General features: G+C 57.8%; 15 protein-coding genes and 1 tRNA gene. 8 read left to right on the forward strand and 8 right to left on the reverse strand.

Features of this window, described 5'->3' with window-relative positions; genetic code table 11:
* Positions 1-78 precede the first annotated feature (78 nt).
* From HGAS_RS03495 to HGAS_RS03525, 7 genes are all read right to left on the reverse strand, one after another.
* Complete coding sequence (locus HGAS_RS03495; protein WP_019126495.1) at positions 79-258, reverse strand: hypothetical protein; 180 nt, start codon at positions 256-258, stop codon at positions 79-81.
* 95 nt (positions 259-353) lie between these two features.
* Positions 354-659, reverse strand: coding sequence for a metal-sensitive transcriptional regulator (locus HGAS_RS03500; RefSeq protein ID WP_019126496.1), 306 nt, complete (start codon positions 657-659; stop codon positions 354-356).
* Positions 656-2,338, reverse strand: a complete 1,683-nt coding sequence (locus tag HGAS_RS03505) for an FAD-dependent oxidoreductase (RefSeq protein WP_019126497.1) — start codon at positions 2,336-2,338, stop codon at positions 656-658. The genes HGAS_RS03500 and HGAS_RS03505 overlap by 4 nt, the downstream gene beginning before the upstream one ends.
* A 243-nt stretch (positions 2,339-2,581) precedes the next feature.
* Complete coding sequence (locus tag HGAS_RS08940) at positions 2,582-2,947, reverse strand: SdpI family protein (RefSeq protein WP_019126498.1); 366 nt, start codon at positions 2,945-2,947, stop codon at positions 2,582-2,584.
* A gap of 170 nt (positions 2,948-3,117) precedes the next feature.
* Positions 3,118-3,193, reverse strand: a tRNA-Thr gene (locus tag HGAS_RS03515).
* A 232-nt stretch (positions 3,194-3,425) separates the two neighbouring features.
* Positions 3,426-4,277 carry a DsbA family protein gene (locus HGAS_RS03520; RefSeq protein WP_019126499.1) on the reverse strand — a complete coding sequence of 284 codons (852 nt, stop codon included), beginning with the start codon at positions 4,275-4,277 and terminating at the stop codon, positions 3,426-3,428.
* 141 nt (positions 4,278-4,418) lie between these two features.
* Positions 4,419-6,299, reverse strand: coding sequence for a serine/threonine-protein kinase (locus HGAS_RS03525; RefSeq protein ID WP_019126500.1), 1,881 nt, complete (start codon positions 6,297-6,299; stop codon positions 4,419-4,421).
* Between the two features lie 209 nt (positions 6,300-6,508).
* Between HGAS_RS03525 and HGAS_RS03530 the strand changes: the two genes are divergently transcribed.
* The 3 genes from HGAS_RS03530 (at position 6,509) to HGAS_RS03540 (ending at position 9,958) form a co-directional block, all read left to right on the forward strand.
* The gene (locus HGAS_RS03530; protein ID WP_019126501.1) at positions 6,509-7,639 is read left to right on the forward strand and encodes an ABC transporter ATP-binding protein; all 1,131 of its coding nucleotides are present in this window, start codon (positions 6,509-6,511) and stop codon (positions 7,637-7,639) included.
* A 98-nt stretch (positions 7,640-7,737) separates the two neighbouring features.
* Entirely contained in the window at positions 7,738-9,156 is a 1,419-nt protein-coding gene (locus tag HGAS_RS08460; protein WP_019126502.1) for a DUF4032 domain-containing protein, read from the forward strand.
* Positions 9,157-9,208: 52 nt separating this feature from the next.
* Positions 9,209-9,958, forward strand: coding sequence for a glycerophosphodiester phosphodiesterase family protein (locus tag HGAS_RS03540; protein WP_019126503.1), 750 nt, complete (start codon positions 9,209-9,211; stop codon positions 9,956-9,958).
* On the opposite strand, the gene HGAS_RS03545 is transcribed toward HGAS_RS03540, so the two are convergent.
* Complete coding sequence (locus tag HGAS_RS03545) at positions 9,955-10,578, reverse strand: TrmH family RNA methyltransferase (protein ID WP_019126504.1); 624 nt, start codon at positions 10,576-10,578, stop codon at positions 9,955-9,957. The genes HGAS_RS03540 and HGAS_RS03545 overlap by 4 nt on opposite strands.
* A gap of 46 nt (positions 10,579-10,624) precedes the next feature.
* Between HGAS_RS03545 and HGAS_RS03550 the strand changes: the two genes are divergently transcribed.
* The 5 genes from HGAS_RS03550 (at position 10,625) to HGAS_RS03570 (ending at position 16,081) form a co-directional block, all read left to right on the forward strand.
* Entirely contained in the window at positions 10,625-11,443 is an 819-nt protein-coding gene (locus HGAS_RS03550) for an HAD-IIA family hydrolase (protein ID WP_019126505.1), read from the forward strand.
* A gap of 9 nt (positions 11,444-11,452) precedes the next feature.
* Positions 11,453-11,959 carry a hypothetical protein gene (locus tag HGAS_RS03555; RefSeq protein ID WP_019126506.1) on the forward strand — a complete coding sequence of 169 codons (507 nt, stop codon included), beginning with the start codon at positions 11,453-11,455 and terminating at the stop codon, positions 11,957-11,959.
* A gap of 139 nt (positions 11,960-12,098) precedes the next feature.
* Positions 12,099-13,511 carry an SLC13 family permease gene (locus tag HGAS_RS03560; RefSeq protein ID WP_026066609.1) on the forward strand — a complete coding sequence of 471 codons (1,413 nt, stop codon included), beginning with the start codon at positions 12,099-12,101 and terminating at the stop codon, positions 13,509-13,511.
* A complete protein-coding gene (locus HGAS_RS03565) occupies positions 13,512-15,614 on the forward strand; it encodes a sensor histidine kinase (protein ID WP_019126508.1) in 2,103 nt (700 codons plus the stop codon).
* A complete protein-coding gene (locus HGAS_RS03570; protein ID WP_019126509.1) occupies positions 15,611-16,081 on the forward strand; it encodes a response regulator in 471 nt (156 codons plus the stop codon). The genes HGAS_RS03565 and HGAS_RS03570 overlap by 4 nt, the downstream gene beginning before the upstream one ends.
* Positions 16,082-16,114 lie beyond the last annotated feature (33 nt).

A 16,114-nucleotide genomic window follows, 5' to 3' on the forward strand; every position in this document is an offset into this window, starting at 1 on the left:
AAGGTAAGTTGATCAATCAATCAATGTGTCGAAGATCCTGACATGCACGGTCCGCGTCGATACGAGAAGGGCCGAGGGCTAGCTGCAGAGGCTACCGAAGAAACCGCGTTTCTTCTTCGCGGCGGCATACTCCTCTTCGGTATGGTCCTTATCGCACCACTGATCCGGGGGCACTTGTTCCCTCACCGAGTCAATGTGCTTGCCGCAGCCCTTCCAGGTGATCTTTCCGCATACCTCACAGGTGGTGGGTCGACACATGATTGTCTCCTTCGTTGATAGGACCTCGAATCCGTCAGAGGATCCGCTGCATGGTGTTATGAGGTTTTTCTAGGCAGGCTGATTGCTTTGTCGCATCAGCCTAGCCGGAGGAACAATTGCTCGAGTTCTTCGATCGAGATGCTCCCAGTTTTGACTAGAGATTCTTCCGCTTCGGCTGTCGGCGCATCATCGTTGTCGAGGCTGGAATCCTCGAGCGCACACTGCGACATGATCGTCGCAACCGCGAGGTAGCTAGCGCGTTTCATCGCGGAGTTAACAGCCGCAAACTGGGTCAGCACGTCCCGACAGTTCGCATCTCCACTCTCGATGTGGTCAATGAGGCTGTCGAGCTGCCCGCGAGCACGCTTCAAGCGATTGATGACCTGCTTGCGCGTCGTCATGAACGTCCTTCCCCCGTAACGAGGACGGCCTCGGCCCGATCGCCGAGCCACGCTCGCAGCGTCTGGATGCCGCCCGACAGCATGGTGACGTTAAAGCCCGCGTGGCGCACGATGCGGTAGCCAATCCAGGAGCGCACGCCCGCGGCGCACATTACGACGAAGGGCTGGTCGCCGATGCTCTCCTCGACCCAGGTGCGGACTTCATCGAGGCGGTCGCGCAGCTGGGTGTGCGGAATGTTGAGTGAGTTGGGCATGTGCCCAGCCGCATACTCCCCCGCCGTGCGTACATCAAGGACCGGCATGTCCTCGGTCAGGGCGTCCGGGCCGGTGAGGACGAGCTCGCCGGTCAGAACGTTGTGCGCGACCATTCCGGTCTGGTTGACGGGGTCCTTGGCCTGGCCGTAGGGCGGGGCGTAGGCGAGGTCCAGGTCGATGAGATCCGTCGCCTTCAGGCCGGCCCGCATGGCGGTCGCAATGACGTCGATGCGACGGTCCACACCGTCGGTGCCCACGGCTTGCGCGCCGAGAATCTGTCCGCCGGTGCCGACATGCATGAGGATGTGCACGGGCTTGGCGCCGGGGAAATAGCCCGCGTGCTGGTTAGCGTGCGTGTGCACCGTGAAATACTCCGCGCCCGAGGCATCGAGGGCCTGGCGGTTAGCGCCGGTCATGGCGGCGGTGAGGCTCCCAATCCGAACGATCGCGGTGCCCTGAGGCTTCGGGATGGGGCGCGCGGTAGCCTCGCCATGTTCGGCGTCGGCAATAGCGTCAGCGACGAGGCGTCCCCCGCGGTTTGCGGGTCCGGCCAGGGCGACGGGGCGGTCGTAGTCGCGACCCATCGTGCCGTCGCCGACCGCGTAGATGTCGTCCACGCTGGTACGCCCGTGCTCGTCGACCAGAATGTAGCCGCGCTTGGTCTCGATACCCGCAGCCTCGGCAAAGGCAGTGTCGGGGCGCACGCCGGTCGACAGGACGATAACGTCGGCGGTCAGGACGCTCCCATCGGAAAGGGTCACGCAGTCGTGGTCGTCGCCGTGGGTGACGGACTGGGCAGCAACGCCTGCATGGACACACACGCCAAGAGCGCGCAGCTCCTGTGTGACCAGCGTGGCCATCTCGACTTCGAGGGGCGGCAGGATGTGCTCGGCGAACTCGACGAGGTGGGTCTCGAAGCCTCGCTGCGCGAGGGCTTCGGTGGCCTCGATGCCGATGAACCCGGCACCCAGGACAACGGCGCGCGTGCCCGAGGCCTCGCGCAGGGCGAGGGCGTCGTCGACCGTGCGCAGGGTGTGCACGCGCGGGGAGTCAAGGCCATCAATGGGCGGACGGGCGGCCAGCCCTCCGGGGGAAAGGATCAGGTGATCATAGGTGAGCGTGTAAGCCTCGCCGGTCTCAGTGTCGGTAACCTGGACGCTGCGGGTACCCGGGTCGATCGCCGTGACCTCGGAGTTGATGCGCACATCGAGGTTGAGCGCAGCCTTGAGGGTTTGCGGGGTGTGGAGGAGGAGCTTGGCGGGGTCTTCGATCTCGCCGCCGACGTAGTACGGGAGCCCGCAGTTCGCGAATGACACGTATTTGCTGCGCTCCAACACGATGATCTCGGCGCCCTCGTCGCGCCTGCGTAGGCGTGCCGCCGCGCTCATGCCACCGGCGACTCCCCCGACGACGAGTACTCGCATGTGCGGCTCACTTTCTGGCTCGGTGGAATGTCTTCTTCGCCTCCTCCAAGAATACCCCAGGGGGTATTTGAAAACAAGGTTCCACCGCATACAGCAGATTCCATGGCCTTCGAGAGGCTGCCGCACGCACATAGGCTCGCTCGAGCACGCTCCACAGCAACGTCCCGCTTCTGACTCGGAATTATTGGACGCACAAGGATTACCGAATTCACTTTTTTAATTCTTTCGGAGACCTCACTGGTTCTACTCCGACTTTTGCGATGGATCGGAGTCACGGATCGCCACATATATCCATATAATTCCGACGAGACTTTGCGCGCTAAACACACCTACCGGAATAAGTGGAGAAATGGTCTCATGGTAGATTCCTTGAAGGATAAAGAGTAAACCTGAATCTGCATAAGCAACGGCTAAGCAAATGAGTGGGACTGAACCTGCTCGTTGAACCTGATACCAGGACGACTCCGACTCTAATGCCGCCTTCGTCCTGATTCCCGCCCACATATTCGGAGGCAACTTGTCATTTCGCATCGCTCGCGCTAGACCAGCCAAGCAGAATGCGGCAACAAACGTTAAGAGTCCTAGAGCAAATGAGATGAGTCCGTCCATCTCTCTCCTGTCAACTAGGCGCGCCTTTGCGTAATCTGGATCGACAATTGCAAATTTACCGCGCCAACGGAGCAATTGCTGCTTCGACAACCTAAATTTATGAGATTCAAAAACACTTTGAAAGCTTGAAAACACGGGAAAAATAGGGGTCGGTCTCCCGAATAAAAAAATGGAGCCACCTGTCGGACTCGAACCGACGACCGTCCGCTTACAAGGCGGGTGCTCTACCAACTGAGCTAAGGTGGCAACCCACATAGTGTGCCATGAGTGGGGCCACAAAGACGAATTAAAAACCGCAATGTGGCTCACACGCCACCTTTAGGCACTCGAAACAAGCTGCGCATCAATACAAAAACGCTACGCTCCCACAGCCCTTCCCCACAGCTACAAAGAAGGGGCGCGTGCGTGACCATGTCACGCACGCGCCCCTAACACTTTAAGGTCCGAAGCGCGATCACCCTAAGGGATCACATCGCCCTTACTTCGAAGCGGACGCCGTTCCCGCGGCAGCAAGCTGCTGCTGAATTGCCGGGTAGATACCATCAACCTTGGTCACACCAAGCTTCGAGAAGTCCAGAGCGGTCTTGTCATTGATGACAAACTCGGGAGTACCCAAGGAATTGGGACTGCGACCCTCGTAGGTGGCATTTCCCCACGCCTGAGTGGTCTTGGTCAGGTATTCATCAACGCCATTCTCGGGGAAGGAATTCACAACATCCTCGGGAATTCCAACCTGCGATGCAATGGTCTTGACCTGCTTGGCTGACTTCGACAAGTCCTGAACAACGGAACCGTTACCCGAGTTGTAGGCCTCGTTGAAGTAAGCAAGAAGCGCATTGTGGAACTTGCCCCAGGTCTGAGCATCGACCTTTTGCGCGGCGATCAAAGAAGCGGTGGTTGCGGCGTACTGATAGGGCGCCTTCACCGTATTCACCGGCTGATACTTGATATTGAATTTGCCATCGAGAGCATCTCGAGTGACTTGCTCACCGAAGGCAACGTCATAGGCTGCGCAGACGTGGCAGGAGTAATCAAAGTATTCCGTCAACGTCGGAAGGGATTCGTCAACCTTTCCAATACCCAAGTGAGAAACCACAATCGGTCCGCCGTCCCCGTAGGAACCGATGGCAGCGGTCGCAGCTTGGCTATCCTGAGCCTTCTTATGGTTCGACTGAATGATCACCGCAGCGATCGCGCCAATGATCACAACAAGAATCAGTACGACCAGTCCGATGATGATGTTTCGGGTTCGACGATCCGCACGTGCCTGTTGCTCACGCAGCTGCTGAGCTTTCTCACGCACTTCCTGCGAGCGAGACGGCTTTGCCATTATCTGGGCCTTTCTGTTGATGTGCATCCAAGCCTAGCGAGCATTACCCACCGACGCACAATGCCAACGCTGATGCTACGCGTTTAATTCCACAAGGTCGCTGACACGATCATCTACCGCGGCCGATCCACGACCTCTCAGTCAGAAATTCCCCGCGAGAATAACACCGATAGCAAGCACACCAATCAGCCCAAGAATGACCTGCATCCATACTCGCGGCGCACAGACCTTTACCGCCACACTCAGGCCAGTACGAAGCGGACGCCCCGTTGGCATCACCCACATTCCCCACAGGGAAATCGTTGTCAGCACCCACGTCAGCAAAACCCAAGATGGATTCATCGCTAGCCAAGAATCAGAGTGAATGGGCGTCTGCCCCGTCACAACCAGAGGGAACCACGAAATGCCGGGATTGCCCAACCTGGTTGCAAAAAAGCCCGAATAAATTGACCAGCCGATCTCCGCGTAGAAATCACGTGAGAAGAGAACCCACTGCCCCCAAGCCAATGCTGTCCCCGGGAAAAGACCGATGGCTGTCGACAGCAGCGCTCCAAGTCCCGTAAAGGGAAGCATTCCAAATGTTGCCCAGTTGTCACTGGAACGAACCTCTTGATTGCGGATCCGGCGGTTTTCACGCCATCTGTATGCACCGCCCAGCACCGCGAAAATACCCGTAATCACACCGACAAAGATGAGCCCGCCGATCCCCATATATATAGGTGCAAGAGCAAGCGCAGCCAGCGCAATAAGTCCGATGAAATTCGCTGTTTTCAGGTGCTGCCACTCGTAATGACGTTGTTCAGTCACGAACTCGACATTCGGGGGGATTGCCGCCTGACGGTATCCATCCTCTGCGGGAAGATAGCTAGTTCCCATTGACGAGGCCGTTGGCGCAACGGGCGGCAAAAAAGCAGTTTCCCCTCCCGCATTTCTGCCTTCCCAGCCCCGAGAGTCGGCAGTGGTCTGGGGATAAACCTGCGTGGCCTCGAGATCAACATAGGAGGGATCTTCAGCAAAACCGCTCTCCATTACGCGAGTTGCATCCGCGTCTGCGGACTCAAGGACCGAAGTACGCTCACTCTCAGAGGCAAAGCGCTCTTCACCTTCGTTTTGTTCACTCAGGCCAGCAACTACAGTGGGAGCCTGCGAGGAGGTTGCAGGTGCAAGAAGACGGGCCCAATTAAGACCTTCCCACGCCATAGAGCCGCCATAAACCGCCATATCGCTGAGGCGGAACCTGCCCCACTGCGCCAGCTCTCGAACTACCTGATCCGGGCTTGGGCGCACATGAGCGTCGGGATGCAGAGCCATGCGCATGAGCGAGGCAACTCGCGGATCAAGTCCTCGCGTATCAGGTTCGCCTTTAAGGACGCGGTCCAAAATCCCTTCTGTCGCGCCTTCTCCGTAGGGTGGACGCCCGGTGAGCGCAGTCAGCAAAGTTGCCGTCCATCCCCACCAGTCCGTAGCCGCCGAGGCCCGCCCTCCCCTGAGCAATTCGGGTGCGGTATAGCCCGCGGTGCCGGAAACGAGGCCAGTTTGGGTCAGCCGGGCCTCGTCTTGGCCCATCGCAATACCGAAGTCAATGAGTACGGGGCCGCGGGGTGAACAAATGACATTGGAGGCTTTGACGTCGCGATGAATAATCCGGCGCGCATGAACATCTTCAAGGGTTTGAGCAAGAGCGCCGCCGATCGCGGCAACACCACCGATGTTCAGTGCCCCTCTGGCAAGAAGTTCGGACAGAGTCGGGCCGGGGATGTATTCACTAACGACGAAGGGCTGGGTGGCATCGATCTCAATATCTAAGATGTGCGCAACCCCTCCACCGCGGATCGAGTTAACCGTCCGAGCTTCACGTAAGAGGCGCTCACGATAGCCCTCATCGGCAGCCAAGGCGGGGTGAAGAATTTTTAACGCAACGCGTTCTCCGGCCTCGTCACAGGCAAGCCACACGGTGGCAGCGCCTCCCGCGCCCAGGCGCTTGAGAAGGCGGTACCCACCAATCATTTCTTGCTCACGCATCACCCCAAGCCTAGCGAATGGTTGACAAATTTCAGGCCTCAAGTGCACTGTCGGCAACAAATCGGGCTGGAATTTGTTCGACAAGCGGTGCTATGGTGAGCGAGTGCGAACTTCACATCTGATGTGGGGCAAGCGCGGCGGCAGTGAAGACGCTGTCGTCTGGTCTCTACAAAGGATCGTCCGGCACGTACCGCCGGTGGAGGTTCAATATGGCAACTGTAACTTTCGATAAGGCGACCCGCATCTATCCCGGGTCTGACAAGCCAGCAGTCGATCAGCTCGATCTTGAGATCCAGGATGGCGAATTCCTGGTTCTCGTCGGTCCTTCCGGTTGTGGCAAGTCCACCTCCCTGCGAATGCTCGCAGGTCTTGAAGACGTGAACTCCGGCCGTATCTTCATTGGCGATAAGGACGTCACCGACGTACAGCCGAAGAACCGCGACATCGCAATGGTCTTCCAGAACTACGCTCTGTACCCGCACATGACTGTTCGCGAGAACATGGGCTTCGCACTGAAGATCGCAGGCACTCCCAAGGCTGAGATTGCTCAGCGCGTTGAGGAAGCAGCACGCATCCTCGACCTGGAGCCCTACTTGGATCGTAAGCCGAAGGCACTTTCCGGTGGTCAGCGTCAGCGTGTGGCAATGGGCCGCGCAATCGTGCGTAAGCCTCAGGTCTTCCTCATGGATGAGCCTCTGTCCAACTTGGACGCCAAGCTGCGTGTCCAGACCCGTACCCAGATTGCTTCGCTGCAGCGTGAGCTGGGCGTCACCACCGTGTACGTGACCCACGACCAGACCGAAGCTCTGACCATGGGTGACCGCATTGCGGTTCTGAACAACGGTCTGCTCCAGCAGGTGGGAACTCCTCAGGAAATGTACGAGCACCCGGCCAACGAATTCGTTGCAGGCTTCATCGGCTCCCCCGCCATGAACCTCGGCAAGTTCAAGGTTGAAGGCAATGTCGCAAAGCTCGGCACCGCAGAGGTTCCGCTCTCCCAGGCAACGCTGGATGCCATGGTTCCCGAAGACGAAGGCATGATTACCATCGGCTTCCGTCCCGAGGGCCTCGAGGTTGTTTCTGAGGACACCGAGAACACCATTCCGATCGAAGTTGAATTCGTTGAGGAACTGGGCTCGGACGCCTACATCTACGGCCACCTCGCAGGCGCAGACTCCGGCCACGGCCTGGGTTCGGGCAACGAAGGAAAGGGCGAGCAGCTGATCGTCCGCGTTCCTCCGCGCACCGCTCCCAAGCCCGGCGGCGTGATCCACACTCGCATCAAGGCTGGACAGCAGCACAACTTCTCTGCATCCACCGGCGATCGTCTGCCCGAGTGATCAAGAGTTTCTGATCATTCAAAAGGCTCACACGGGGCCCGCAACCACACGGTTGCGGGCCCCGTGCCCTATCGTGCAATGAATGAGACAATAGAGCCATGCCCATTCCCTCAACGCTTGAGATCACGGCAGCAACGGTTGATCCGGCACTGCTGGATTTGCCTTGGGACCTTCCCCTTGAAGACTGGCCCAAGGAAATCCTTGCCGCACTTCCCCGCGGCATTTCACGCCACGTCGTTCGCTTCGTCAATCTTTCCGACAGGGTGATCGCAGTTAAAGAGATCGGGGAAAGCGTCGCGTACAAAGAGTACGAGCTCCTTCGCGACCTCTCACGAATGGGAGCTCCCTCGGTTATCCCCACGGCTGTTGTCAGCGGCCGGCGAGATGCTTTTGGTGAGGAACTCGCAGCCGTATTGGTGACCGAACACCTGCAGTTCTCCCTTCCCTACCGCGCGGTCTTCTCACAGCACATGACCCCAGACACCGCGGGACGCTTAATTGATGCTTTGGCCGTCCTTCTTGTTCGCCTCCATCTTCTGGGCTTCTATTGGGGCGATGTTTCGCTGTCGAACACCTTGTTCAGGCGCGATGCCGGATCGTTTTCTGCCTACCTTGTCGACGCAGAAACCGGTGAAATCCATCCTTCCCTAACCGAAGGGCAGCGCCTGTACGACGTCGATCTAGCGCGCACCAACATCATCGGTGAGCTCATGGATCTGCAGGCCGGTTCTTTCTTCCCCAGCGAAGAAGACCCCATCGAAGTCGGCGACCGTATTCGTTCACGCTACCTTGAGCTCTGGAATGAACTCACGGGCCCTGAAGTCATCGAAACCAACCAAAAATGGCGTGTTGCTCAACGTATCCGCCGTCTCAATGACCTGGGCTTCGAGGTCGGAGAACTTCAGATGTCTTCGGATCTTGATGGTACCCACATAATCATCACCCCGAAGGTCGTCGACGCCGGCCACCATCACCGAAAGCTCATGCGCTTGACCGGTATGGATGTCGGCGAGAATCAGGCGCAGCGAATGCTCAATGACATCGAGACCTACCGTGCAATGACCGGGAAGAACAAGACCCCACTGGAAATCGTTGCGCACGAGTGGATGAACGAAGTTTTCGAACCCGTCATCAGCGCTGTTCCCGCGGAGCTTGCTGCAAAGCTTGAACCCGCACAGATCTTCCACGAATTCCTTGAGCACCGCTGGTATTTGGCCGAAGAAGCTGGGCGCGATATCCCCCAAGATGAGGCGATTGAGTCCTACGTCAAGAGCATTCTTCCGACCAAGCGTGACGAAGCGATGCTGCTGGATCCGGCACTGATGGCCCAACCTGACGAAGGCGCGGCCTCGGAGATGGAAACGCTCACTGAAGAAGAGGGTTTCAGCCGCCAAGAAGAGCGCGCGGGAATTGACGGCATGCACGGGAAAGCTGATGAAACCGAAGAGAATCCCGGTCGCCCAAAGATGCAATTTGTCCCGGGGATTGGATTAATTCCCGTCGACGATTACTTCTAGACCCGACTTAGATCGCTACCGGCACGTGTTGTGAAGAAATGAAGGATACACAATGAGCGAATTCCCAAAGATTATTGCCCATCGCGGCGCATCGACCCTTGCACCGGAGAATACGATCGCAGCCTTCGCGAAGGCCTCGGAAATTGGTGCACGCTGGTGCGAATGCGATGTCGGCGTCATGGCTGATGGGACGCTGTTGGTGATCCACGACGACACGGTCGACCGCACAACGAATTCTTCAGGTTCTTGGGATTCCTGGGGCTACGGGGAACTGCGCCGACTTGATGCGGGCGCATGGTTTTCTCCGACCTATCGTTTTGAACGCATTCCTGAGCTGGCCGATGTGGTGTCTTTTGCGAATGCGACGCAGACATCCTTCAATATTGAACTGAAGCCTCGCGCCGCAGGGAAACGCCGCGATACATTGGTTGAAAACCTTGAGGTTGCACTACAGTCCTTCAAAAATAAGAGTGGGCTGCTGATTTCTTCCTTCGACCACGAGCTTCTCAGCGCCGTCCGTCAGGCGATGCCCGAGCTTCCACTGGCGTGGCTGTGCCGTCGCGACGAGGTCACTGCTGGCTCCTGGCGTCAGGCTGCCGATCTTGGGTGCCGCGCCATCCATCCCGCCTGGGAAGGGCTGACCGAGGTCGAAGTGAGTGAGATGCTGAGCGCGGGCTTCGAAGTGAATGCCTGGACCGTCAATTCCCTTGAGGATGCACGCACAGCCGCAAAATGGGGTGTCAGCGGGATCTTTACCGACCGCGTACAAGATTTTCCCGCCGAGGCCCTGGCTCGCGCTTAAGAGTGCTGAATCACCCAGGCCCACATGGCGATTGCCGCGGCGTGGCCCACGTTCATTGAGCGAGTCGAACCCCGCTGTGTGATGTGGAGGATCTCGCCGCACTGAGCGCGCATTTCTTCGCTCAAACCACTGGATTCTTCCCCGAATACCAGGCATGCCTGAGCGGGAAGCTGGTGACCTTCCAGCGGAATTGAACCCGGCACATTGTCAATTCCAACCAGCGACAATCCTCGTTCACGAACCGAATCAGCGAATTCCGTGACATCACTGTGGTGGACGACGTCTAGGTATCGGTCGGTGACCATTGCGCCACGCCGATTCCACCGTCGCCTTCCAACGATATGTACGCGACTAACTCCCAGAGCATTCGCGCTACGGACGATTGAGCCGATATTGAAGTCGTGTCCCAGATTTTCAATGGCAATCTCAAAGGGAAGTGCGTGGGCAGCAATATCAGCGATGATCGCCTCCATTTTCCAATAGCGGTAGCGGTCCTCAACATTACGTCGATCGCCATCGGCAAGGAGCTGGGGATCGTAGACATCATCGCTCGGCCAGTTCTCGGGGCCGCCAGGCCAGGGGCCAACGCCCACTTCTGGCTGAGAGTTTGTGTCCATCATCGCCTTCTTCCTACCGAATGAACCCGCAAACAGATACATTAGATGCATGACGAATTCACTTTCCACCGCACTGTCGGATATGCCCCCAATTAGCGCATGGCTGTCAGATATGGACGGCGTTCTTGTAAAAGAGAATCGCGCTCTTCCCGGTGCTCAGGACTTCATCTCGGCGTTGGAAGAAAATGGGATCCCATTCCTGGTTCTCACGAACAATTCGATCTTCACCAACCGTGACCTTTCTGCTCGGCTTGCGAACTCGGGCCTGAAGGTCCCCGAGGAACACATTTGGACCTCTGCCAATGCGACTGCCGCCTTCCTCTCCCAGCAGTCCCCCAACTCCACGGCGTATGTCATTGGCGAGGCGGGGCTGACGACGGCCCTGCACACCGCGGGCTACGTGATGACCGACCAGGACCCCGAATACGTCGTTCTTGGAGAGACTCGTTTCTATGACTTCTACGCACTCACCACGGCAATCCGCCTGATCGAACGCGGTGCGAAGTTCATTGCAACCAACCCGGATGTCTCGGGCCCTTCCGATGAAGGAACCCTACCCGCAGCAGGTTCCATCGCAGCAATGATCCAAGCAGCGACCGGCAAGGCTCCCTACTTTGTTGGTAAGCCAAACCCCGTCATGATTCGCGCCGGCCTCAACAAGATCGGTGCCCACTCCGAACAAGCTGCGATGGTTGGCGACCGCATGGATACGGATGTCCGCGCAGGTGTCGAGGCAGGCATGAGGACCTTCTTGGTGCTCTCGGGTTCGACGCACTCAGAGGACGTGGCGAACTTCCCCTACCGTCCCTACCGTATCTACAACGGAATTGGTGACCTGATCCGTTACGTCCAGCCCGCATCCAACTGAATGGGAACAATGGTCACTCACGATCCTCAGCTCCTTGCCCTACGCAGCCTCACCGCACCACTACTGGATACCGAAGAACCACTTGTGCACCTCAATGAGATTTCCTTGAGCGCTCAAGGTGCGGCTGTTTGCGGTCACGTTCTCATTGATCTTCTTGAGGAAAATGACCTCGCAATCGGTGACTATGAAGTGGTGATCGCACCCGAAGGTGACGGCGCACTTGCTGCCGCGATGATTCACGCAGCGGGAGGGCGAGGGCTGGATCTGGATGCCACACTTCTTCGTCCGACTCAGGCGACGGCCTCGGACGCATCTTTCACCGGCGCTCCCATCCACGGGCGTCCGGCGGTCCTTCTAGCGAACTCTTCATTGGTCGACACCGGTGCGCTTCATGAAGCTGTAGAAGCTGCAGGCGCCACGGTGGTCGGAATTGTTTCGCTTCTCCCCGACCCCTCGACGCGGGATTTCGCAGGCAAAGCTGGACTCACCTACTGCGCCCCAGCGCTTGCTGATTGATCACCAAAATGGTCATCATCACGTGATGTATGACATATAATTATGCGTACTCATTCCGTGAAGACAACGAGGTCTGCCCATGGTACGCCGCAACCGCAGTACTGCATCTGTCTCTATTAACCCGCGCTCCGCGCAGAACATGTCGACCCGACCGGCCGACTTTACTGCGACCAAGCAACGCCTAAGTCCCTTCAAGGTGTTTGGAGCTGTGGGCGCGCTGATATCGATCATCACCTGCCTGTTCATCCAGCTGCCGGGCCTCGATGCCTCGGGAACCCGAATGTTTGGGATCTTCTTAGCGGCAATTCTCCTGTGGGTCACCGAGGCCGTCCCCCTTGCGGGCACCGCGGTCCTGGTGATTTTCCTCGAGGTCCTCTTCATCTCCGACCACGCTCTTTTGAGCATCCCCGAGAAAGCCCCCGCCTACACAAAGTTCTTCGGAGCTCTGGCCAACCCAGTCATCATTCTCTTCTTGGGCGGATTCATGGTTGCCGACGGAGCCGCGAAGTACAAGGTCGACCGTGCACTCTCCGCAGTGCTGCTGAAACCATTCATCGGCAAGCCACGACTGACCGTCATGGGCGTCATGCTCATTACCGCAATCATGAGCATGTTCATGTCAAACACCGCAACGACGGCGACCATGTTCGCTGTCATGATGCCGGTCATCATGGCTCTTCCCGAAGGTAAAGCACGAACGGGCATCGCCTTATCGATCCCGGTTGCTGCGAATGTTGGCGGCATGGGAACACCTGTTGGCACTCCGCCGAACGCCATCGCCCTTGGTGCCCTTGAAAACGCGGGCATCAAGGTGACCTTCTTCCAGTGGATGCTGGCAGCTGTCCCGCTCATGCTGGTTCTTCTGGCTTTGTCATGGGCATTTATCGCGTGGCGCTACATTCCGTCCAATGCAAAGTTCGACATTGACACCTCTGCGCGATTCGAGAAGTCAAAGAGTGCCATCATCTTCTATGCGGTCGCAGGCCTGACGATCCTGCTGTGGATGACCGAATCCCTGCACCATATCTCCTCCAATATCGTTGGTTTCCTTCCCGTCGTCATTCTGCTCATGACAAAGGTGATGAGCGGTGACGACCTTCGCGCATTGGATTGGCCTGTTCTGTGGCTCGTTGCCGGAGGCATCGCGCTTGGTTCCGGCGTTAGCGCGACCGGCTTGGATAAATGGATGCTCGGTTCAATCAAGTGGGCCTCAATCCCCGGTGCACTGCTGATTCTGGTTCTGGCGCTGGTCGGCTGGGTCACCTCAAACGTCATCTCGCACTCGGCCTCGGCGAACCTTCTGGTCCCCATGGGTATGGGCCTTGCAGCCACGGTATCGACGGGCGCCGCAGAGATCGCCATGGTCATTGCCCTCGGCTGCTCGCTGGGCATGTGCCTGCCGATTTCGACCCCTCCGAATGCAATCGCCTACTCGACAGGAACCACCCCGACAAAGGAAATGGCCATTGTTGGTGTCATCGTCGGAGTCATCGGCATCGTCCTTCTGTCCTTCGTCGCGCCTTTGACCTGGGGTGCGATCGGGGTGATGTAGGTGTCCTTTCCCCCAGCCGAGGCCTCTTCCGCGAGCGCACCTGGGCTTGCCCACGGGTGGACGCAAGGCCCTGCGCAAGGAGATGCTCAGGTTCTTGAACGAACCGATGTCCGCAGTGGTGGGCACCGGGCGGGCTATCACATTCACGTCCTAGTGGTTGGAGATAATTCCCGCCAAATTGCCGCTCCTCTCACGCGTGATCTCACGCAGTCTTTCCCAAACCTCTGCTTTGATCGCATCCAGGATCTCAACGATCTAGGCGTCTTCCTCGAGGACCTAGGGGACGATGACCACGTGGTTCTGGGAGTCGCAACCAGCGAGGTCCCCAATGTCGATACCCTGATCGAATCTGCGCGCGCGTCCTCTCTCATGGCGTCGACTCAGTGGATGCTGGTGACCGACCAGGAAATTCATACCGACCTTGCGGTATGTACGGAATCGGGACATTTAGCCTCCGTCGTGCGCTCCCCGTGGACAGTACCTTTGCTGTCCGGCCAGGCGTATTCAACCATGCGCCGTTACCTCGAGGAATGCGGGTACTGCGGAGGTGAGATCCTCGCTCTCATCCAGGGTGCACCTTCTTTTGCGGTTCAAGGACCAATCCTCGAAGGCCTCGATCTCAATGAGGCTCAGGTTGTCTACGAATTACTTGAAGGTGTCGAGAGGGTTCTGGGTCCTCGGCCTCGGATCATTCTTCCGCGGGGAACTCACCTGCTGACGCAGGGCCACAGAGTCGAAGCAGTTCACCTGGTCCTTGAGGGGACGGTTTCCCTCCACCGCGACTCACGCCATGGCGAGGTCCTTGCCCACCTTGCAACCTCGGGTCCGCTCATTGGTCTTATTTCGCTTGCGCGAGGCGAGAGTGCCTTTTTCACCGCGCTGACGACAAGCGAAGCAACAGTGGTGCGTCTAACCACCGAACAGCTTCAGATCGCTCTGACAGAAGATCCATCAATTTCAACGGTTTTAACCGCGTTGGCAATTCGTTCACTGACGCGACGCCTCATGCGCGCCGAGGACCTTCACGTCGAAAATGCGATGCTGGCCGAAGACTTGGAGCGCCAGAAAGAAGAACTGGCGGCTACCTTGGAAGACCTGCGTGCAACGCGCGCAAAGCTTGTCGAAGGTGCGCGTTTTGCCATGCTCGGCGAACTCAGCGCTGGGATCGCCCACGAGCTCAATAATCCCGTCACCGCGCTTTTGAGGGCGGCCGGGCATCTTCGCGAAGATACCGAGGACGTTGTCAGTTCACCCGAACCGGAGGCATGTCTCAAGGCGCTCAACTCTGCGATGGACTTGCCGCCGCTTTCAACTGCTCGCGAAAGGGAACTGCAAAAGGAATTCTTGCCGATCCTTCACGATCGCAGCGTTATCCGGCAACTGGTCCGCGCGGGTTTGAGTGACCGCGAGCAGGCACAGAAGCTCGCAGATGATCCCAAGCAGCTGCTTGCCTTCCAGGCAGGAGCTCGACTGGGAAGTTCCCTACGATCGGTTTTAGCCTCGGGTGAGCGCATCATCACACTCACTCAGTCACTAAAGGGCTACGCACGCCCTGATGCTGACGAACGTAAAGAGGTCGATGTTCGGCGCGGAATCGATGACGTGCTGCGATTAACCTCGCACCGGGTTCACGGGATCGATGTCGTCTGCGAATACGAGGACGTGGAGCCAGTCCTAGCCCACCCCAGCAAATTGCAGCAGGTCTGGACCAATCTCATTGTGAACGCGGCTGAAGCAATCGAGGACGAGACCGCAGACCTCAAGGCGCGCGCAGAAGCCAACCCGGCCTCGGGAATTTACCTTCCCGCGCGCGGTCACGACGAAGCGCGAATTACCATCCGCGTAGCAATGGATGGAGATCAAGTCGAGGTCCAGATCTGCGATAACGGCCCCGGTATCGCACCCGAGGTTTTGGACCGTATTATGGAACCACATTTCACAACGAAGGCTGGCCGCGTGCGCTTCGGCTTGGGAATGGGCATGTCCATCGTCCACTCGATCATCGCTGATTTGGATGGGCGACTACTCATTGACTCTCACCCGGGATCCACTACGATGCGGATCCTTATTCCAGCACACCATGTTCACGAGGAGGAATCATGACGCTGACCATTTTGTCCCTCGAAGACGAGGCCGAGGTTCGTCAGGCGCTAGAACGTGACCTTGAGGAATTTGACGGTCGCGTCCGTTTGGAATTGGCAGAAGACGCCTCCGATGCGTGGAGCGTTGTCGAGGAAATTGAGTCGGATGGGGATGAGCTTGCGCTGGTCCTCTCCGATCATCGTCTACCGGGAAAGTCGGGTGTCGATTTCCTTGTTGAGCTGACTGCAGATCCAAGGTTTAGTTCGACTCGCACGGTGTTGGTCACAGGACAGGCCGATCAAAGCGACACCATCAAGGCGCTGAACCAGGCGGGTTTGGATTACTACATTGCCAAACCTTGGGATCCACAAACGCTTCAAAACGTTGTCCGCGAGCAGCTGACGGACTATGTGCTTGAGACCGGAATCGACCCGCTTCCCTACATGCCCATACTTGACGGAGTTCGAATCATGGAGTCAATTCGGTAGCGAAATAGACTGAAGTGCCCCGGTTGGAGTGTG

Origin of the sequence: Actinomyces sp. ph3 (assembly GCF_000308055.1) — a bacterium.
Lineage (GTDB): Bacteria > Actinomycetota > Actinomycetes > Actinomycetales > Actinomycetaceae > Pauljensenia.